Source organism: Peribacillus sp. NPDC076916, assembly GCF_050269675.1.
Taxonomy (GTDB): Bacteria; Bacillota; Bacilli; order Bacillales; family DSM-1321; genus Peribacillus; species Peribacillus aracenensis.
This window is the reverse complement of the sequence record NZ_JBNNIU010000002.1, coordinates 202,141-222,029: the sequence shown is the minus strand read 5'-3', so window position 1 is coordinate 222,029 and position 19,889 is coordinate 202,141. Positions and strand designations below refer to the sequence as shown.

The 19,889-nt window shown below is 42.6% G+C and carries 20 protein-coding genes; 3 read left to right on the top strand and 17 right to left on the bottom strand.

Annotated elements, in window-relative coordinates; translation table 11 throughout:
• Nucleotides 1–73: 73 nt before the first annotated feature.
• Complete coding sequence (locus tag ACQKFG_RS06060) at nt 74–892, bottom strand: squalene/phytoene synthase family protein (RefSeq protein WP_427557064.1); 819 nt, start codon at nt 890–892, stop codon at nt 74–76.
• A gap of 63 nt (nt 893–955) precedes the next feature.
• Nucleotides 956–1,897, bottom strand: a complete 942-nt coding sequence (rnz, locus tag ACQKFG_RS06055) for a ribonuclease Z (RefSeq protein ID WP_427557061.1) — start codon at nt 1,895–1,897, stop codon at nt 956–958.
• 232 nt (nt 1,898–2,129) lie between these two features.
• Here rnz and zwf point away from each other — a divergent pair, with 232 nt between their 5' ends.
• Entirely contained in the window at nt 2,130–3,629 is a 1,500-nt protein-coding gene (gene zwf / locus ACQKFG_RS06050) for a glucose-6-phosphate dehydrogenase (RefSeq protein ID WP_427557058.1), read from the top strand.
• Nucleotides 3,630–3,672: 43 nt separating this feature from the next.
• On the opposite strand, the gene ACQKFG_RS06045 is transcribed toward zwf, so the two are convergent.
• Nucleotides 3,673–3,834, bottom strand: a complete 162-nt coding sequence (locus tag ACQKFG_RS06045) for a hypothetical protein (RefSeq protein ID WP_179890982.1) — start codon at nt 3,832–3,834, stop codon at nt 3,673–3,675.
• Nucleotides 3,835–4,128: 294 nt separating this feature from the next.
• On the opposite strand from ACQKFG_RS06045, the gene ACQKFG_RS06040 reads away from it, so the two are divergent.
• A complete protein-coding gene (locus ACQKFG_RS06040; protein WP_034308217.1) occupies nt 4,129–4,302 on the top strand; it encodes a hypothetical protein in 174 nt (57 codons plus the stop codon).
• A 114-nt stretch (nt 4,303–4,416) separates the two neighbouring features.
• On the opposite strand, the gene gndA is transcribed toward ACQKFG_RS06040, so the two are convergent.
• The 6 genes from gndA to mce all read right to left on the bottom strand — a co-directional run bounded on the left by gndA (nt 4,417) and on the right by mce (nt 10,966).
• Nucleotides 4,417–5,829: an NADP-dependent phosphogluconate dehydrogenase gene (gene gndA / locus ACQKFG_RS06035; protein ID WP_192205429.1), complete on the bottom strand. Its 1,413-nt coding sequence runs from the start codon at nt 5,827–5,829 to the stop codon at nt 4,417–4,419.
• A 42-nt stretch (nt 5,830–5,871) separates the two neighbouring features.
• Nucleotides 5,872–7,146: a DNA polymerase IV gene (locus tag ACQKFG_RS06030; protein WP_349728014.1), complete on the bottom strand. Its 1,275-nt coding sequence runs from the start codon at nt 7,144–7,146 to the stop codon at nt 5,872–5,874.
• A 309-nt stretch (nt 7,147–7,455) separates the two neighbouring features.
• A complete protein-coding gene (locus ACQKFG_RS06025; RefSeq protein WP_427557054.1) occupies nt 7,456–7,629 on the bottom strand; it encodes a hypothetical protein in 174 nt (57 codons plus the stop codon).
• A gap of 22 nt (nt 7,630–7,651) precedes the next feature.
• Nucleotides 7,652–8,773, bottom strand: coding sequence for a tripeptidase T (locus tag ACQKFG_RS06020; RefSeq protein WP_342614137.1), 1,122 nt, complete (start codon nt 8,771–8,773; stop codon nt 7,652–7,654).
• A gap of 220 nt (nt 8,774–8,993) precedes the next feature.
• Nucleotides 8,994–10,544, bottom strand: coding sequence for an acyl-CoA carboxylase subunit beta (locus ACQKFG_RS06015; RefSeq protein ID WP_192205433.1), 1,551 nt, complete (start codon nt 10,542–10,544; stop codon nt 8,994–8,996).
• A complete protein-coding gene (gene mce / locus ACQKFG_RS06010; RefSeq protein ID WP_427557050.1) occupies nt 10,541–10,966 on the bottom strand; it encodes a methylmalonyl-CoA epimerase in 426 nt (141 codons plus the stop codon). Before mce ends, ACQKFG_RS06015 begins: the two co-directional genes overlap by 4 nt.
• 167 nt (nt 10,967–11,133) lie before the next feature.
• Between mce and prli42 the strand changes: the two genes are divergently transcribed.
• On the top strand, nt 11,134–11,229 hold the full coding sequence (gene prli42, locus ACQKFG_RS06005) for a stressosome-associated protein Prli42 (RefSeq protein WP_156404416.1): 96 nt from the start codon (nt 11,134–11,136) through the stop codon (nt 11,227–11,229).
• A 37-nt stretch (nt 11,230–11,266) separates the two neighbouring features.
• On the opposite strand, the gene ACQKFG_RS06000 is transcribed toward prli42, so the two are convergent.
• The 8 genes from ACQKFG_RS06000 to scpA all read right to left on the bottom strand — a co-directional run bounded on the left by ACQKFG_RS06000 (nt 11,267) and on the right by scpA (nt 19,888).
• Complete coding sequence (locus ACQKFG_RS06000; RefSeq protein ID WP_192205435.1) at nt 11,267–11,782, bottom strand: L,D-transpeptidase; 516 nt, start codon at nt 11,780–11,782, stop codon at nt 11,267–11,269.
• Nucleotides 11,783–11,813: 31 nt separating this feature from the next.
• Entirely contained in the window at nt 11,814–12,803 is a 990-nt protein-coding gene (locus ACQKFG_RS05995) for an aromatic acid exporter family protein (protein WP_349728011.1), read from the bottom strand.
• Nucleotides 12,804–12,993: 190 nt separating this feature from the next.
• Nucleotides 12,994–13,716, bottom strand: a complete 723-nt coding sequence (locus ACQKFG_RS05990) for an amino acid ABC transporter ATP-binding protein (protein ID WP_192205437.1) — start codon at nt 13,714–13,716, stop codon at nt 12,994–12,996.
• A complete protein-coding gene (locus tag ACQKFG_RS05985; protein WP_207439437.1) occupies nt 13,709–14,368 on the bottom strand; it encodes an amino acid ABC transporter permease in 660 nt (219 codons plus the stop codon). Before ACQKFG_RS05985 ends, ACQKFG_RS05990 begins: the two co-directional genes overlap by 8 nt.
• A 131-nt stretch (nt 14,369–14,499) precedes the next feature.
• Nucleotides 14,500–15,303 carry a transporter substrate-binding domain-containing protein gene (locus tag ACQKFG_RS05980; RefSeq protein ID WP_427558198.1) on the bottom strand — a complete coding sequence of 268 codons (804 nt, stop codon included), beginning with the start codon at nt 15,301–15,303 and terminating at the stop codon, nt 14,500–14,502.
• Nucleotides 15,304–15,933: 630 nt separating this feature from the next.
• Complete coding sequence (locus tag ACQKFG_RS05975) at nt 15,934–16,371, bottom strand: BrxA/BrxB family bacilliredoxin (RefSeq protein ID WP_034308239.1); 438 nt, start codon at nt 16,369–16,371, stop codon at nt 15,934–15,936.
• 197 nt (nt 16,372–16,568) lie between these two features.
• Nucleotides 16,569–17,696: a methylmalonyl Co-A mutase-associated GTPase MeaB gene (gene meaB / locus ACQKFG_RS05970; RefSeq protein ID WP_349728008.1), complete on the bottom strand. Its 1,128-nt coding sequence runs from the start codon at nt 17,694–17,696 to the stop codon at nt 16,569–16,571.
• Nucleotides 17,696–19,888 carry a methylmalonyl-CoA mutase gene (gene scpA / locus ACQKFG_RS05965; protein WP_349728007.1) on the bottom strand — a complete coding sequence of 731 codons (2,193 nt, stop codon included), beginning with the start codon at nt 19,886–19,888 and terminating at the stop codon, nt 17,696–17,698. Before scpA ends, meaB begins: the two co-directional genes overlap by 1 nt.
• Nucleotide 19,889: the final 1 nt, after the last annotated feature.

Sequence of the window (19,889 nt, the reverse complement as noted above, 5' to 3'; positions counted from 1 at the left end):
AGTTCTAAATATAAAACATAAAAAAAGCTGCTGTGAAAGGGATGGTAACTTTCACAGCAGCTTTATGGAAAAATCAGTGTTCGACAACTTGGCTGACAATTTCGGTAACTGTAGTACGATCGATTTTTTCTTTGCCTTCTTTTAGGGCTTTCAATGTGGCTTTTGCCAATTCCAAGGGTATTTTACAGAATTGGATGATCTCTTTCGTTTCAATCTCTCCAATGTACGCATCGGCTAATGCAAGATTATGTTCCGTATGGGCAAGCATCTCATCGAAACCCCAGCCATCCGGATAAAAGTTAACACCACGTTCTGCATCTTCCTCACGGTTACGCAGGATATTGACCGTTTGGAGCCCGCGTCCAAATGCGATGGCAAGTTCGCGGTCCGTTTCGGTTCCATCGTACCAGTTCCACATATCAGACAGCATGACCCCCACTAAACCTGCAACATAATATGTGTAATCATCGAGTTCCTCTTCATTATGGATTTGCCAGTCCATAGTAACCCATTTTGCCATGCCTTCGGCCATTTCCTTTGTCGATTCCAAGACTTTGCCTTTTGCACCGGGAGGACAAAATTCAATCCAGTCCGAAAGAAACAGGGTCACCTCGGGAAGATCATCCTTATATGGTTCAAATAACGATTGAAGATCTTCTTCCCTGAAATCTGCATCAAGCAACTCACTAAGAGCCTGTAAAAGGGAAACCTTAATATCTGCAGGAAGACCGGGGTGATCCTCGATCTCATCGATGGCGCGCATGCAAAGGTACGCAGCTCCAATAGCTTCTTGCAATCCCTTTGGAAGGTAGCTGATTGGAATGAAAAAAGTCCGGCTTGTTTTTAGGAGAAAATCCATTGCTTTAGTATGTAGGTCACTTTTGTCAGTCATATTTACACTCCTTTAAATATCCAATGAACAATTGATTAATTATATCAAACATTGGCTTTGATTTCAGCTGCCCGATTCCCCTGAATACAAAGGAACTTTAATTGCCATTAGATCTTCACCCATAATCGTGTTTGCAAAGACCGCTTTGCTTTCCTCTTTTAGCCTCTCAGCATCCTCCGGAGTATACCGTGAACTGATATGCGTAAGGATTAGATTCTTAGCTCCCGCTTTCAAAGCCGTTTCTGCAGCCTGAACGGTGGTCGAATGATAATAGGCTGATGCCATTTCGGATTCTTCCGCTGAAAATGTAGCTTCATGAACAAGGTAATCCGCCGATTCAGCAAGAATGATCGCATTGCTGCACATTCTTGTATCACCAAGAATCGTGATGATCCGTCCTTTTTGCGGAGCACCGAGATAGTCCTTCCCATTTAAGACACGGCCATCATCGAGATAGAGCGTTTGTCCATTTTTCAATGCTTTAAAAAGAGGCCCCGGCTTCACACCTTCAGAACGCAGCCGGTCGACCAGTAAGCTTCCTGGTCGATCTTTTTCAACAATCCGGTAACCGATGCTGTAAATGCCATGATCAAGCGACATGGCCGTGACTGTGAATTGTTCGTCCTCAAACACTGCGCCTTCTTCTATTTCGATGATTTCCAAGGGATATTTTAAATGAGTTCCACTCACCTGTAAGCTCGTCTTAATAAATGCATCTATTCCTTGTGGACCATATACGGTCAATTTATCCATACCGCCCTGAAAAGATCTGCTGCTTAAAAATCCAGGCAGTCCGAAGATATGGTCACCATGTAAATGGGTGATGAAGATCTTTTCAACCTTTCGCGGCTTTACCGCGGTTTTTAATATTTGATGCTGTGTTGCTTCCCCACAATCGAATAACCAAACCGTCCCTCGTTCTTCCAATAATTGCAGGGCGATTGATGTCACATTACGCGCTTTAGCCGGAACGCCGGCGCCTGTACCCAATAAAACGAAATCCACTCATACTACCTCCGTTGCAAATGCTACTTTATCCATTAACTATAGCATAACCAAGGCCCTGTTTCATTTATGACCCCTAAAAACCGAAACCAAATTAAACTTTTAATGAAATATGAGAAAAAATGCGCAAATTGATTGCTTTGAGGGAAAGCTAAACGTAAAATTAGAAATTGGTACACATACGGGAATTCCAACTTTATAGACAGATTTAACGGAAAGTTGAGGTTTTAACATGACAGAAAACAATAAACCCACAGCATTGATCATGATTTTTGGTGCTACCGGAGATTTAGCGAAAAGGAAATTGTTTCCTTCCATATATCGACTATTTCAAAAAGAGAAAATAAATAAGTTCGCCGTCGTTGGAGTAGCAAGGAGGCCATTGACGAATGAGGAGTTCCAAACGAGTGTCAAGGATTCCATACTTACTTTCGGACATGCAAAAGAAAAGGTCGACGAATTCATTTCCCATTTCCATTATCACTCCCATGATGTCTCCAGTTCGGAATCATATCTGCAGTTGAAGGACATTGCCGAAAAATTGGACGGACAATATCAATTAGAAGGAAACCGGATCTTCTATTTGGCGATGGCACCCGAGTTTTTCGGAACGATTGCCGAACAGATTAAAGCTCAAGGCCTGACCGACACGAATGGATATAAGCGCCTTGTCATAGAAAAGCCGTTTGGACACAGTTTCGAAACAGCACAAAAATTGAATGAGCAGATTCGAACGGCATTCGCTGAAGATGAAATCTACCGTATCGATCATTATTTAGGTAAAGAAATGGTACAAAATATTGAGGTCATCCGTTTTTCAAATGCCCTATTCGAGCCGCTTTGGAATAACAGATATATATCCAATATCCAGGTTACTTCAAGCGAAACACTTGGCGTTGAAGAACGTGGGCGTTATTATGAAACCAGCGGTGCCCTGAGGGATATGGTCCAAAATCATCTGCTCCAAATGGTGGCCTTGCTTGCCATGGAACCCCCGATTGCTTTGACGACAGAAGAGATTCGAAGCGAAAAAGTGCGGGCATTGCGCTCACTTCGACCAATGAAAGTGGACGAAGTAAATCAATACTTCGTCCGTGGCCAATATGGTGAAGGAACGATAGACGGTCAAACACTTCCGGCCTACCGCAATGAACATAACGTAGATCCCGAATCCAACACTGAGACCTATGTGGCGGGTAAATTGATGATTGATAACTTCCGTTGGGCCGGTGTTCCTTTTTATATCCGTACCGGTAAGAGGATGGATGTCAAATCAACGAATATCGTCGTTCAATTCAAAGATATCCCAATGAATCTGTATTATAAAACGGAAGAAACGCTGAACCCGAATCTTCTCGTTATCCATATCCAGCCTGACGAAGGGATCACACTGTACTTAAATGTTAAGAAATCCGGGACGACATCCAATACAAAGCCAGTAAAACTGACCGTCTCCAACAAAGGGATCGAACACATCAATTCTCCCGAGGCATATGAAAAGCTATTGTTTGACAGCATGCGCGGTGATGCTACCAACTTTACGCACTGGGACGAGGTTGCCCTATCATGGAAGTTCGTCGATACCATTTCCAATGCATGGGAAAATACTAAGGACGATTCTTTCCCTAACTATGAAGCGGGATCCACAGGTCCGCTGGCATCCGATGAACTCCTGGAAGAAGATGGACATATTTGGTGGGAAATCAAGAATAACGAAAATGATGTTGACTGAAATGAGGAAGGGATGCAGATTTGAATCTGCATCCCTTCTTCATTCATGAAACACTCTTCCTCAGCAATTTATTCCGGATAATATCAAACATTTCCTTGGGCTTAGACATTTCTTCCTCTATTTCCGAATTAAGCCAAAAGGAAACACCAGATTCTAAGGCAATGAAAAATAAAAAAATGGCTACAGCCCACCAGATGATGAACATAAGTCTCCGCTCCTTCTCTCTTCTTTCTGCCTACTGTATCCTACGGTCCGTCCAACTCTTTCAATGTTTATATTCCTTTTTCCGCAGGTGTTTAAACCTAAAAAGCAAGGATGAATGACATACATCATACTACATATTCCCTAAAAAAGGTAAAATAATTGGAACTATTTACAATTAGTTCGTTTTTTCCATTTTTACCCTCATGGAAAAAGAATGCTAAGTCCTTGCTAAGGTTACACTATAAAAGGTGCCAGAGGACGGCACCACTAACTTCGGTGTGGAGGGATTAAACTTATGGACATTCGTGAAGGATTAATTCCAACAGCATTGGGCACAGCCGTGACAGCTGCGGGTTATGCAATGAAGCAGACCCGGGGCTCAAACAAAATGGTTGCTAATACGGTTTTTGGTTTCGGTTTGGCACATGTTGTATTAGGGGTCATCGACCTTGTAGAACATCGGAGATAGCAAAAAAAAAGGGCGCATGGAAGCGCCCTTTTTTTCTGATCCTTAACATGATGAATATTACAACCAAAAAAGCCGGTATAAAAGGGAATCCCCTTTTATACCGGCTTGAACTTTTTATTTTTCCATCCATTCGGTATGGAACGTTCCTTCTTTATCAATACGTTGATAAGTATGAGCTCCAAAATAGTCACGCTGAGCTTGAATCAGGTTAGCTGGCAGCGTTTCTGTGCGATAGCTGTCGAAATAGGCAAGTGCTGATGACAGGCAAGGAACCGGAATTCCGTTCATCACAGCCGTTGACACTACCTCACGTAAAGCTCCTTGATAGCTTTCGACGATCCCTTGGAAGTATGGATCTAGAAGAAGATTGTTCAAGTTCGCTTCACGATCATACGCCTCCTTGATTTTTTGGAGGAATTGTGCACGAATGATACAGCCGCCACGGAAAATCATCGCGATTTCCCCATATTGCAAGTTCCAGTCATTTTCTTCTGATGCTGCTTTCATTTGTGCAAATCCTTGTGCATATGAACAGATTTTGCTCATATAAAGTGCTTTACGGATATTTTCAATCAAAGCCTTTTTGTCGCCTGTAAATGATTCGGCTTTTGGACCACGAAGGATTTTACTCGCTTCAACGCGCTCTTCCTTGATTGCTGAAATAAACCGGGCAAACACGGATTCCGTAATGATTGGAAGCGGAACGCCAAGATCAAGCGCACTTTGACTTGTCCATTTCCCCGTACCTTTTTGGCCAGCTTTATCTAAAATGACATCGACCATCGGCTTACCGGTTTCTTCATCATATTTTTTGAAAATATCAGCAGTAATTTCAATTAAATAGCTGTCAAGTTCCCCTTGATTCCATTCAGTAAAGACTTCATGGAATTCTTCAGCAGATAATCCAAGGAGATTTTTCAAAAGGAAATATGATTCGGAAATTAACTGCATGTCCCCGTATTCAATACCATTATGTACCATTTTAACATAATGACCTGCTCCATCCGGTCCGATATACGTACAGCAAGGATCACCGTCCACCTTAGCTGAAATATCCTTCAAGATCGGTGCAACAAGTTCATATGCTTCTTTTTGACCTCCAGGCATGATGGATGGACCTGTTAGAGCTCCTTCTTCCCCTCCTGAGACGCCTGTACCGATGAAATGGATGCCAAGCTTGCTTAATTCCTCATTGCGGCGCTGAGTGTCCTTGAAGAAGGTATTCCCTCCATCAATAACGATATCACCTTTTTCAAGTAACGGTTTTAATTGCTCGATCGTTGCATCTGTTGCCTCCCCGGCTTTAACCATCAATAAAATTTTGCGTGGCGTTTCCAAAGAATTGACGAATTCTTCAAGCGTATAAGCGGCTGATACGTTTTTGCCTTCCGCTTCCTTCATCATTTCGTCCGTTTTTGATCCTGAGCGATTATACACGGAAATTGAATATCCCCTGCTTTCAATATTAAATGCCAGGTTCTTGCCCATTACGGCTAGTCCGATAACGCCAATCTGTTGTTTTGTCATGCTTCATCTTTCCCTTCTCTATATCTTTACACAACTTGTCCGCTATTCTTTGTCAAAAGAGGGATCATTCCTCCTGGATTGCCCAAAGAAATCTTTGCTGAAGCTAGTGTCTGTTCCAATTGAACGGTTTTTCAAGGGTAATCCCTTTTTAATAATATTTTCTCCGTACTTATTTTGCAAGTGTTCCATCGCTTCATACAGAGGTTCTTTTTCTGCATCCTCTTGAAAGGAGAAAATATCCAGTTGCTTGAAGGCCGACTCTTTTTCGATGACATCATAGGCCGTGACACCAAGAAGCCTGATTCCTTCCCCATTCCAATTTTTCTTAAAGAGATCGATAGCTCCATCCAAAATATCCTTTTTTTCAAAAACTGGATTAGGGACCGTTCTGCTTCTCGTTATTGTGCGGCGGTCTTTGTAACGGATCGTCACACCTATTTTTTGACCAAGCAGGCGTTTATTTCTCAAACGGGCTGCTACCTTCCCGGAAAGCTTATCCAGTACACCGATCAGTTCTTTTTGATTGGTGGAGTCATGCGGAAGAGTTGTAGAGTTCCCAATGCTCTTATGCTCAAAAATCGCTTCGGGATCCACTGCCCTTGGGTCGATTCCATTAGCCCTATCTTTCAAACGGATACCATTGATCCCTAGAAGCTGTTTAAGTTGACTATCATTGGCGTGTGCAAGGTCCCTGATCGTCATTATCCCGATAGTTTGAAGCTTTTCCGAGGTCTTATCCCCGATGCCATGCATTTGGCCAACTAGTAAAGGCCAGAGCTTTTCCGAAATGTCCCGTTTCCTTAACACGGTGATTCCCATTGGCTTCTTCATATCAGAAGCAGTTTTGGCCAAAAATTTATTAGGGGCAATCCCGATGCTGCAAGGGAGATCCATCGTATTAAAAATTCTTTCCTGAATGCTATTGGCTATATCTAAAGGGGAACCCAATTCGGCGCATTCACTAATATCCAGATACCCCTCATCTATCGAAACCGGTTCAACCATCTCTGTATATTGCCTTAAAACATCAAAAATAGCCAGTGATGCCTTTCGATAACGCTCGAAATTCGGTTTCTGAATGACTAATTGAGGACATAGTTTTTTCGCCTGCCAAATCGGCATGGTCGTTTTAACCCCGAACTTCCTCGCCTCATAGCTGCAGGTGACGATTATGCCCCTTCTCTCTTCAACATTGCCTGCAATGGCAAGCGGTTTGCCTTTTAATGAAACATCATATGACATTTCCACTGAAGCATAGAAACTATTCATGTCTACATGGAGAATGACCCTGCCATTTTTGGGATACATGTCCTTCATGTTTGACCGTCACATCCTTGTAAAATTAAAAAATACCGGATAATAGGCCCAATAAAAAACCACTTCTATTAAGGTACCCCTATTTATCTTTGGTAACCACGTTGAAAGATGCTTCCACTCCAAGAAAAACAGCCATCATGTCATTGATGACTGTTCATATATTCCTTCAATACTGTTAACACCTTTGCAAATATATACGAGTTTTTGCTGATCAATGATCGTAATCAAACGGCAACACCTTGAATATATTCGGTAAAAATCAAGATTTCACGTGACCCTGGACAATAGTTTGATGGAGGATATCCTTCTTTATTGCAATCCACCTTTGACCATCATAGGCTGGGCTGATTTATCTAGTTGCTGGAAATCCGGAAAGCAAGGCATCAGGTCTTGCGATGGAATCACGAATTCAAAAGGCATGGCATATTCCACGCCCTCTGCAAGAAATCCGATAACCTTTTCACTCAGGAAACTCTCCCCCATCTCCCTGTCATATTCCGGGTGATTATTCCCCTGATACTTCTTTGATGATAGTGACAACCATTTCAGCTAGCTTCGTTAATTCCTCAACTGGGATTCTTTCATTCGTAGTATGGATATCTTCATAGCCCACTGCGAGATTGACAGTAGGGATGCCAAAGCCTGCAATGACATTCGCATCGCTTCCTCCGCCGCTTTTAACCAGCTCGCAATGACGGCCGATTTTCTCTGCTGCCTTTCTTGCGATTTCGACTACATGATCACCGGCACCATATTTAAAACCAGGATACATGACGTTAACTTCAACTTCAGCACGTCCGCCCATTTCAATGGCTGCAGTCTCGAATGCCTCTTTCATTTTCGCTACCTGTATCTCCATTTTTTCAGGAATCAAAGATCTTGCTTCTGCAAGGATTTCAACATGGTCACAAACAATATTGGTTTGCTGTCCCCCCTGGAAACGTCCGATATTGGCTGTCGTTTCCTCGTCGATTCTGCCCAATGGCATTCTAGAGATTGCTTTGGCAGCGATCGTAATGGCCGAAACGCCTTTCTCAGGAGCGACACCAGCATGAGCAGTCTTGCCTAAAATGGTTGCAGATACTTTCGCCTGAGTAGGTGCAGCAACAACCACATTTCCTACTTTTCCATCACTATCAAGTGCAAAACCGAATTTAGCCGTTACAAGGGAGCGATCCAATGCCTTTGCCCCAACCAAGCCAGATTCTTCACCTACTGTAATGATGAATTCGATTGTACCATGTTCGATATTCTGTTCTTTCAACACTTTAAGCGTTTCTAACATGACCGCTAATCCAGCTTTGTCATCTGCACCTAAAATGGTCGTTCCGTCTGACACTATGTATCCATCCTTGATGGAAGGCTTGATTCCATTACCTGGTACAACCGTATCCATATGGGAGGTGAAATAAATGGTATCTACGCCTTCTTTCATTCCTTTTAAAGTACATACTAAATTCCCTGCTCCATGACCGGTAACTGCTGTTGTATCATCTTCAAAAACCTCTACACCCAGTGCCCCGAATTTTTCTTTCAGCACTTTGGCGATGGCTGCTTCATTTTTCGTTTCGGAATCAATCTGCACCAATTCCATAAATTCATTAACTAAACGTTCTTCATTTATCATAAAATAAAACCTCCAAAAAAGTTTTCCTCTTTAATTATACTTCTAAAAGCGGCGCCCCGGCAAATAATGTGAAAAGGAAGACCCCAGAATGGCATGCTGGTCATTTCCCTGCCAAAATGTGAATGATGACATATAAATGGTTTTCTTTTAAATGATATCTTCCCAGTATGGAAAGGAGCCCAAAACAGATAGTTTGGGCTCCTTGCAATGTTGGATCGGATCACAACGGGATATTTCCGTGTTTTTTCCATGGTCGGTTTTCTTTTTTGTTGCGCAGCATATCAAGAGATTGAATGATCTTAATCCTTGTTTCACGGGGATCAATTACATCATCCACCATTCCAAGACTTGCGGCTACATATGGATTGGCGAACTTCTCACGGTATTCTTCAATTTTAGCTGCACGTGTCGCTTCCGGATCTTGGCTATTTTGAATTTCACGGGCAAAAATGATATTTGCCGCTCCAGCAGATCCCATTACAGCGATTTCAGCATTCGGCCATGCAAACGTAAGATCCGCACCGATGGATTTACTATTAAGGGCCACGTAAGCTCCTCCGTATGCTTTACGCAAAATGATCGTCAATTTTGGTACTGTTGCTTCCGAATAAGCATATAGCAGCTTTGCACCATGGCGAATGATCCCGCCATGTTCTTGTTTAACGCCCGGGAAAAACCCTGAAACGTCTTCAAACGTAATTAGCGGAATGTTGAACGAGTCACAGAAACGAATAAAACGGGCAGCTTTATCTGATGAATCAATATCAAGTCCCCCAGCCAACACCTTTGGCTGGTTACAGACAAGCCCCACTGATTTCCCTTTGATACGCGCCAAGCCGACCACAATGTTTTTCGCAAAGCCCTCTTGAACTTCCATAAAGGAATCCTCATCGACAACCTGCTCCAATACTTTCCGAACATCATATGGACGGATCCCTTCATAAGGGACTACATCCGTTAAGTCCGGACGGTAGTCATCTCCTTCGTCGGCTTCCAAAACCGGCGGCTTCTCTTCATTATTTTGTGGAAGATAACTCAGGAGACGTCTAACGTCGGCCAATACTTGCTCCTCAGATGCTCCCTTGAAATGGGCATTACCGCTTATGGTATTATGTACTGCCGCTCCACCCAATCCTTCAGATGAAATCTTTTCCCCTGTAACCGTTTCAATGACTTTAGGACCTGTTATGAACATTTGGCTCGTTTTTTCAACCATGAAGACAAAGTCGGTTATGGCTGGGGAATATACAGCTCCACCTGCACAAGGTCCCATAATAACCGAAATCTGTGGTATGACCCCTGAATAAATGGAATTCCGGTAAAAAATTTGACCATATCCGTCTAGCGAAACCACGCCTTCTTGAATACGCGCCCCACCAGAATCGTTTAAACCTATGAAAGGAGCTCCATTCTCCGCTGCCAAATCCATAACATTGGCAATTTTCAGAGCATGCATTTCACCGAGTGCCCCGCCAAAAACAGTAAAATCCTGTGAAAACAGATAAATATCACGGCCGTTGACCTTTCCGTAACCGGTGACAACCCCTTCTCCTGGCCCTTCTTCCTTTTCCATGCCAAAATTGGTATTACGGTGTTTGATAAAAGGATTAAGCTCTATGAAAGTACCCGGATCAACTAAAAGTTCAATTCTTTCCCTTGCAGTAAGTTTGCCCTTTTCATGCTGCTTATCGATTCTTTCTTCACCGCCGCCCATTTCCACTTTGCGGCGTCTGTCATATAGGTCATTGATCGTATCGTATATGTCTGTCATTCCTGCTCCTCCTTTGATACTGCTTGTTCACAAAGCTCATATAATACACCCGCGGTAGACTTGGGATGAACGAAAGCAACATCCGCTTTGTGTGCTCCCTTTCTTGATGAATCATCAATCATCCGCAATCCAGATTCTTTAATTTCTTTTATTCTCTCTTCAATGTCATCGACGCCAAGTGCCACATGATGAATCCCTTCACCGCGTTTTTCGATGAATTTGGCGATTGGGCTTGCCGGTGACAACGCTTCCAACAACTCCAAACGGGTATTGCCTGCCAGGATGAAGGCCACTTTCACTCCTTGGCTCCCAACTGTCTCGATTCCTTCAAGTTTCAATTTCAACGTTTCTGTGTAAAGTGGCAAGGCCTCCTCAAGTGACTTGACGGCAATACCTATATGATCGATATTTTTAATCATCATAAAAACCCCCATGCTATGTATTATTGGATGACTCCATTAGAATACTACTAATCTTGCATTAAAGCCTTTTAAGATTCGGAATAATATGAACATTATACTTTTACTTGTTTCTACTAAATGTTCAAGTTAAAATAAAATCAATTAAACTGTTTTAAGGGAGAGAGCATATGGGAAACAAGAAAATCAGAAAAATCGTCGTGTATTTAATGCTTATCTCAATGTTATTAATGAGCTTATTATCAGGTATCGCATTTCTTTTGTAATAGAAACCGTTGGGAGGGGAGCAAAGCTTCCCTCTCTTTATTTTATCGCTCCATTTTTCTTTGCCAACGTTTCGAAATCCTCGTTCGATATGGTGATCAAAACTTTAGTGCCGATGGGGACTTTTTCGTACAAACGCTCTACATCGGATTTATGCATCCGTACACAGCCATTTGAAATGTATTTACCAATTGATGATGGCTTATTCGTACCATGAATGCCGTAAATCCTCCCATCGGTATTTCGTGCATCGAATCCAATCCACCGCGACCCCAGAGGGTTCCTGGGATCGCCGCCAGGAATATTTTTTTTCCGGTAATATGGATTGACTGCTTTTACTTTGACCGTGAAAATCCCTTCGGGTGTAAGTTCCTGACTCTTTCCCGTACCGACCGGCAGAATCTCCTTGACCTCATTATCATCAATGAACGCCAATTTATTGTTAGCTTTATTGATGATGATAAACGGATCGCCAGGCTTAACCGATTGAGGTTGGGCCTGTACCTGCAACGGCCACAAAAGTAGCATAAGCAACAAAGAAAGGATCCATTTCATTTTGTATCATTCCTTCACTTTTTTGCTTAGTTTAAGCCAAGTGCCTCTTTTTCATTCGGTTGCCGTTCAGCTTGGGTAGTCCTTTGAAGGAATGCTTCAACAATAAATAACGCTCCATTTCCTTCATGAGCTGCAGTAATGCGGCCCTGGATTCGAACTCTTCCCTTGTATGCGGCAGTGCCATTCCCCTAAAATGAATCTCCATTTCTTCAAGCTTCTTCAGATAAAGAATGGCCGTATTTTGTGGGTGGACGTTTTCTGCCAAATCTTCTATAAAATCAGCCACTATTCCGCTTTGCTTGACGACCAATGGAATATTCGTGACAAGGGGCAGAATTCGCTCAATTATTTCAAATTGCTTTTCACGCATTTTGAAATAATGGTAATACAGGTCTTCTTCCCTTAAAAAATGATTTTCCACGTCCCTGAAGGCAAGGCTTTTGGCTTGATTAAGAAGATTGGCCGTTTCGGTGATTTCCTTACCATCCCATGTATGATCATTATCCCTTAAATAGCGGACAATTCCCATCAAGATCGCACTAAAGTTCGTTTCGATGCTTTCCTGGTAGGCCAGCAGTTTGTCATCGACACTGGGCATGTACAGATTCATGACAAGCGCCACTCCAACTCCAATCGCGATTAATATCGTTTCATTGATCAGCAGGGAAAAAGTGATGTCACCCGCCCCGTATAGATGCATGATGATGACGCTGCTCGTCACAATCCCCTCATTAATCTTCAAGGCAACAGTCGTTGGAATGAAAATCAAGAGAATCAAACCTATTATCAGCGGATGGAATGCGATGAAATGAAAGAATAGGGATGCATAGGCCATAGCGATCAAACAAGCTAAAAAACGGTGCCAGGAGGCATACACCGACTTCTTTTTTGTAACTTGAATGCATAAGATCGCAATGATTCCCGCAGCAGAGAAATATTCGAGATTAAGCATTTGTGCAATAATAATTGCCAGGGTGGCCCCCAAAGCAGTTTTAATCGTCCTGTACCCGATTTTAAACATTGTTATGTATCACCTGGCTCTTTCTCTATCTATTATAATACTATCAGGAAATCAGATATTTTCACAGTCCTTTGCGAGTTAAATTTCCATTTTTTCTAAATACTTTCACACAAAAATACATTATAGGAAAAAAATAAAAAAGGTAACCTAAACGTTACCTTTTTTACAATTATATACTATTTTCTTCAGCTTATAAAACTTTTTCCAAGAAGTCTTTTGCACGCTGGCTTTTCGGATTGGAAAAGAATTCTTCCGGAGCACTTTCCTCAACGAGCAGCCCCCCATCCAGGAATAGTACACGATCGGCCACTTCCCTGGCAAATCCCATTTCATGCGTTACGATCAGCATGGTCATCCCCGTATGTGCCAGTGACTTCATAACCTCAAGCACTTCTTTTACCATCTCGGGATCAAGCGCTGAAGTCGGTTCATCGAAAAGGATTACTTCCGGGTTCATTGCCAATGCCCGCGCAATCGCGACCCTTTGTTTTTGCCCGCCTGACAGACGATTCGGATAAGTCGATTCTTTATCGGACAAACCTACTTTGTTCAAAAGTTCACGAGCTTGTTTTACAGCCTCGGCCTTTGATAGTTTTTTCACCTTCATAGGTGCATATGTCAGATTCTCCAGTACGGTTTTATGCGGAAATAAATGAAAATGTTGAAATACCATCCCGACATTTTCACGCACTTTCATGATATTGGTCTTTTTTTCAGTGATGATTTGATCTTTAAACCTGATTTGACCATCAGTTGGAGTTTCAAGCATATTGATGCAGCGTAAGAAAGTTGATTTTCCCGAACCGGATGGGCCGATGATTGCTAACACTTCTCCCTGCCCTATCTCGGTGCTGATTCCTTTTAATACTTCGAGCTTACCATAGTTTTTTTTGAGTCCATCAATTTTAATCACTGCGTCTCATTCTCCTTTCAATCACTTTGCCTAAGATGGTGAGAACCATGACCATCACATAATAAATGAGACCGGCAAATAATATCGGCTCGAAGAATTTATATGTCTCACCGCCGACAATATAAGAACGGCGCATGATATCCCCTAATCCAATAATTGTGACTACGGCTGATTCCTTGGTTAAGGAAATCAATTCGTTCACAAGCGATGGCAGGATATTCTTGATGGCCTGCGGAAGGATAATATTTAGCATCATCCCTGAATAGGGAACCCCAAGTGCGAGCGATGCCTCTCGTTGGCCTTTATCGACAGCTAAAATGCCTCCCCTGATAATTTCAGAGATGTATGCCGCTGAATTTAGCCCGAATGCTAAAAATGCTGCTTGGAACGCTTCGATTTGAATCCCCAATATTTGTGGTGAACCAAAATAAATCAACATTAATTGCAACACCAAAGGTGTACCGCGAAAAATGGATGTATAAAAGTCAGCAATCCAATTTAAGGGCTTAATTCTGCTGATTTTAAGTATAGATAGTAATATTCCCAAAACAAATCCGATTACTGCCGCTACCGCAACAACCTTTAATGTTGTCGGTATCCCCTCCAGGATATATGGAAGGGAAGGCATAATCCTTTCAAATTCCAGATTCACTCCATTCATCCTCTCTTATGAAGGCCTTTATCTTAGGTCCTTCCTCCTGCTTCATTTTATTAACAATAAAGCGCGGAAAAACGTTCAGAAGGCATACTAGATCTCTTCTGAACGCTTTTCATCTCTCTGTATTATTCAGTTTCACTGCCACCGAACCATTTTAAAATTAATTTTTCCATTTCACCGTTCTCTAACATTTTTTTCAACTCGGCATTGAATTCTTCAGTTAACTTGCTTCCCTTTTGGAAAGCGATTGCTGAACCGGCATCTTGTTCACCGGACTCGATCAAATGCCCCACCAAATCTTTATTATCATTCAAGTAACCTTTTGCAACAGTATCTTCCATGATTACGGCATCAAAACGTCCTGTTGACATTTCTTGAACAACCTCAGGAATACGATTCCGTTTTTCAATTTTCATCCCGATATCTTGGGATTTATTCAAGTCATTTGCCAATGTCTCCTGAATGGATGCAAGCTGTACGCCTACGGTTTTCCCTTTTAAATCTTCAACAGTTTTGATTTTGCTGTCCTTTGTCGTGATGATCATGTTTTTAGCTGTATAGTAAATATCACTGAAATCGACTGATTGCTCACGTTTTTCAGTTGGAGTCATTCCAGAGATAACGAAATCGACCGATTTATTTTCCAGAGCAGGCACAAGACTATTAAAGTCAATGTCCTTCACTTCAACCTCATAACCTAATTTTTTTCCTATTGCTTTAGCGATATCGATGTCAAATCCTTTAATTTCATCACTTTTAGATGTTTCAACATATTCAAATGGCGGATAATCCGCAGATGTTCCCATTACCAGGACCTTTTTATCTTCTGTACCTGCTGTGTCTTTATCTTCTTTCCCCGATGTTCCGCATGCTGCTAAAATACCTACTAATAAAACAGAAGTAAGCAACAATGCTAACTGCTTTTTCAACTTCATTATTATTCCTCCAAAATGATATTTTCAATTCTCTTGTTATTGAATTTGGTTTAGTTAAAATTTGAATAACTAATATTCATACACTAATGTGTATTTTAACACACTCTTATAATTATTCAATAACGTAAATAATAGATTTATTTTTCAGAATATTGCTATAATTTTATTTCTAAATTTTGCGCTTTAAGCTCCAAAGGGAATATATCGGCATCCTTATCTATCTTCTTTCCTAAATGCCCCTGACTTATGCAAAATCATGGATAAAAAAATCCGCCGCAAGGGCGGTTTTCAGACTGTATTCAAACTTCAAGAAAAGCGAGTTTGACTACGGTTTGTTTCTAAAAAAACATTCCAGTTGATTTCAGAAATCCGCTCCCTTTCCGCCGACTGTCTGCCAAGCCTCCTCGCTCAAGCGCCTCTAGGGGGTCTCGGCTAGACAGTTATTCGGCAGGAGTGCCGCATATTTCTTCAATACAATAAGGATTTCATCCCCTATAAAAAAGGTAACATCCATGAAGAATAACTTTTTATAATCACGGTTCGGGATGAGACTACTTCCAAACCCCTTTTTGTCGTCAAACTAAAACCCGCCGATTGGCGGGTTTTTTAGCTATGGCTATGGGCTTACACTTCTTCGCAATATTGATCGAAGTAGTCTTGTAATTTTTCTACTACAGACATCGGGTGGTGCCCTTCAATTTCATGACGCTCGATCATGGTGATGATTTTTCCATCCTTCAGCAATGCAAATGATGGGGATGACGGCGGATACCCTTCGAAATAATCACGGGCTTTTTCCGTCGCCTCTTTATCTTGCCCAGCAAAAACGGTTACAAGCTGATCTGGGCGTTTATCATTATGGATTGCATGAGCAGCTGCTGGTCTAGCAATTCCCCCAGCGCAGCCACAAACGGAGTTTACCATGACAAGTGTCGTACCTTTTTGCGCAAATACTTCCTCTACTTCCTCGGGAGTAGTCAATTCTGTATATCCAGCAGTCTTTATCTCATCGCGAGCCTGTTTGACTACGTCGTTCATTAAAAAATTAAAATCCATATTCATGGCATTTGCCCCTTCCAAGTTTTCTCTTCAACCCTATCATAACAATTGCCACTTCTTGATTCAATAAATTTACCTGTTAAAACCGCATAAACCGTTTCGAACGAAATAGAAGCGAGAACCATGTGCGAAACAAATAGGCTTACAAAAGGATGGGGCATGCCAGGAGACATTCCACGCTGCCCCATCCTATTTCTTTTTTAATTTGATTTAAATGTTTCTGTAAAAGATCCAAAGGCCTGCTTAACGGCAGCAGTGACCGTTTTATTCCCTGACATCACTTGATTCTCGAGTATAGGGAGAAGACCTTTGACGGTTTCATTTTTATAAAACATCGTTTTAAGCTGGTGATCAATCAATGAATAAAGCCATTCCTTGGATTGCATTCTTCTCCGTTCTTGAAAAACACCCGATTCCTTGGTCATATCGGAAAATTCATTCACTACATCCCAAAGCTCAGGGATCCCTTTACCGGTGATGGCGGAACAAGCATATGCCTTTCCTGCCCATCCCTTTGTTGCAGGCTGAAGGAAGTGCAAGATTCTGCTATATTCGGATTTCGTCCTAATCGCCAGCGGAATATTCTCTCCGTCGGCTTTATTGACCACAATTCCGTCCACAAGTTCCAGAATCCCTTTCTTCATCCCTTGTAATTCATCTCCGGCACCTGTTAGGACAAGGAGCATGAAAAAGTCGACCATACTACGTACTATAGCTTCACTCTGACCGACACCGACAGTTTCTATCAGTATCACATCAAATCCTGCCGCTTCACAAAGCAACATCGTTTCCCTCGTTTTGCGGTGAACTCCGCCTAGAGTGCCTTCGGATGGTGAAGGTCTTATGAAGGCATGAGGGTTTCTTGCCAGTTCCTCCATCCTTGTCTTATCACCTAATATACTTCCGCCATTGATCGAAGAGCTTGGATCGACAGCTAGAACGGCAACCTTATGGCCCCTGTCACATAAGTAAGTTCCGAACGTCTCGATGAAGGTACTTTTTCCGGCACCGGGCACTCCGGAAATCCCGATGCGAATCGAGTTCCCTGTATGGGGAAGGATGGCATGCAATAATTCCTGTGCATGATCCATGTGGTGGGATGCATTGCTTTCAACCAATGTAATCCCTTTAGCTAGCTTGGCCCTGTCCCCTTTTATGATTCCCTCTTTAAGTTCATGGACCGGTATGTTTACATTATGTTTTTTGACGAATTTGCTTTTTGAAGGCTTGTTTTGGCTGGCTGCTAATTCCACACCTGGCTTTAATGAAGAAGCAAAACCTTCCTGATTGTTAAGATCGACCCATTCCGGCTTCTTGTCTTCACTCATTATTGGGCCACTTCCTCATATCCGAGGCGATTGTATATTTCCTGAAGCACTTTCTTCGCTGCCTGTGGTATGACCGTACCAGGTCCAAAAATGGCTGTAGCCCCATTTTCCATTAGGTAATCATAATCCTGTGCAGGGATGACACCGCCTACGATCACTATTATGTCCTCACGGCCCAAGTTCTTCAGTTCCATCATAAGCTGCGGCAACAAAGTTTTATGGCCGGCAGCAAGCGAACTCATTCCGACTACATGCACATCATTTTCCACGGCTTGGATGGCTGTTTCTTTCGGTGTTTGGAATAATGGACCGATATCGACATCATAGCCTAAATCCGCAAACCCCGTTCCTACTACTTTAGCTCCACGATCATGACCGTCCTGACCCATTTTAGCCATTAACAAACGAGGCCTTCTTCCTTCATTTTCAAGGAACTCTTCCGTCATGCGGACGACCTCCTCAATTTCCGCTTCTTTTGAGTATGCCGAGCTGTATACGCCGCTGATGGAACGGATCGTTGCTTTGTGACGTCCAGCAACCTCTTCGATCGCATCGGATATTTCACCTAATGAAGCCCGCACTCTTGCAGCTTGCACAGCCAGTTCTAGAAGGTTACCTTCGCCAGTTCTGGCAGCCATGGATAGCGCTTGAAGTGCTTCATCCACCTTTGCCTGATCACGTTTCGCTTTTAATTCGCTCAAACGCTTAAGCTGACTTTCGCGAACTACCGTATTATCAATCTCCAGTATTTCAATAGGATCCTCTTTTTTCAAACGATACTTATTGACGCCCACGATCGTTTCAACTTGAGAATCGATTTTAGCCTGACGCTTTGCAGCTGCTTCCTCGATCCTCATTTTTGGAAGGCCGGTTTCAATAGCCTTCGCCATTCCACCCAGACCTTCGATTTCTTCTATGTGAGCCCAAGCCCGTTCGATTAATTCATTGGTGAGCGATTCTACATAGTATGAACCCGCCCATGGATCGATTACTTTTGTGATCCCGGTTTCCTCCTGCAGATATAGCTGCGTGTTACGGGCAATGCGTGCCGAGAAATCAGTTGGCAAGGCAATGGCCTCATCCAATGCGTTCGTATGCAGGGACTGTGTATGCCCAAGTGCAGCCGCATGCGCTTCAATAAGGGTCCTAGCGACATTGTTAAACGGATCCTGCTCGGAGAGGCTCCAGCCTGAGGTTTGGGAATGCGTCCTCAATGCCATCGCTTTATTATTTTTCGGTTCAAATTGTTTCATCAGTTTTGACCAAATGAAACGAGCTGCCCTCATTTTCGCCACTTCCATGAAATAGTTCATTCCTATGGCCCAGAAGAATGAAAGGCGTGGTGCAAATTTATCGATATCAATACCTGCTTTCATTCCGGTACGTGCATACTCAAGCCCATCCGCCAACGTATAGGCAAGTTCGATATCAGCCGGCGCCCCCGCTTCTTGCAGATGATAGCCGGAGATGGAAATGGAATTGAACTTGGGCATATATTTGGATGTATACTCAAATATATCAGCTATGATTTTCATGGACATTTCCGGTGGATAGATATACGTATTCCGAACCATGTATTCCTTTAAGATGTCATTTTGAATCGTGCCTGAAAGCTTATCCTGTGTTACGCCTTGTTCTTCAGCTGTCACGATATAAAATGCAAGAATGGGTAATACAGCACCGTTCATCGTCATTGACACGGACATCTGATCAAGCGGAATGCCGTCGAACAGGATTTTCATGTCAAGAATGGAATCAATGGCAACTCCCGCCTTCCCCACATCACCGACAACGCGTGGATGATCGGAGTCATAACCACGGTGTGTAGCTAAATCAAAAGCAACTGAGAGCCCTTTTTGCCCCATCGCCAGATTACGCCTGTAAAACGCATTGGATTCCTCGGCAGTCGAAAAACCTGCATACTGACGTACCGTCCAAGGACGATTGACATACATGGAAGGATAGGGCCCTCTTGTAAAAGGAGCGATGCCTGGCACACTCTCCATATGCTCCAAATCGCGATTATCTTCCTCAACATAAAGCGGTTTGATTTTTATTTGTTCATTGGTTTCAAACAGAAGATCCTCCATGTTTTTTTCAACAGCTTTTTCGGCTTCCTTTTTCCAAGCTTCCACCGTACCTTTAATCTCAGGCTTAGCAGGATTTATAGCAGAAAAATTCGGTCTTTTCATT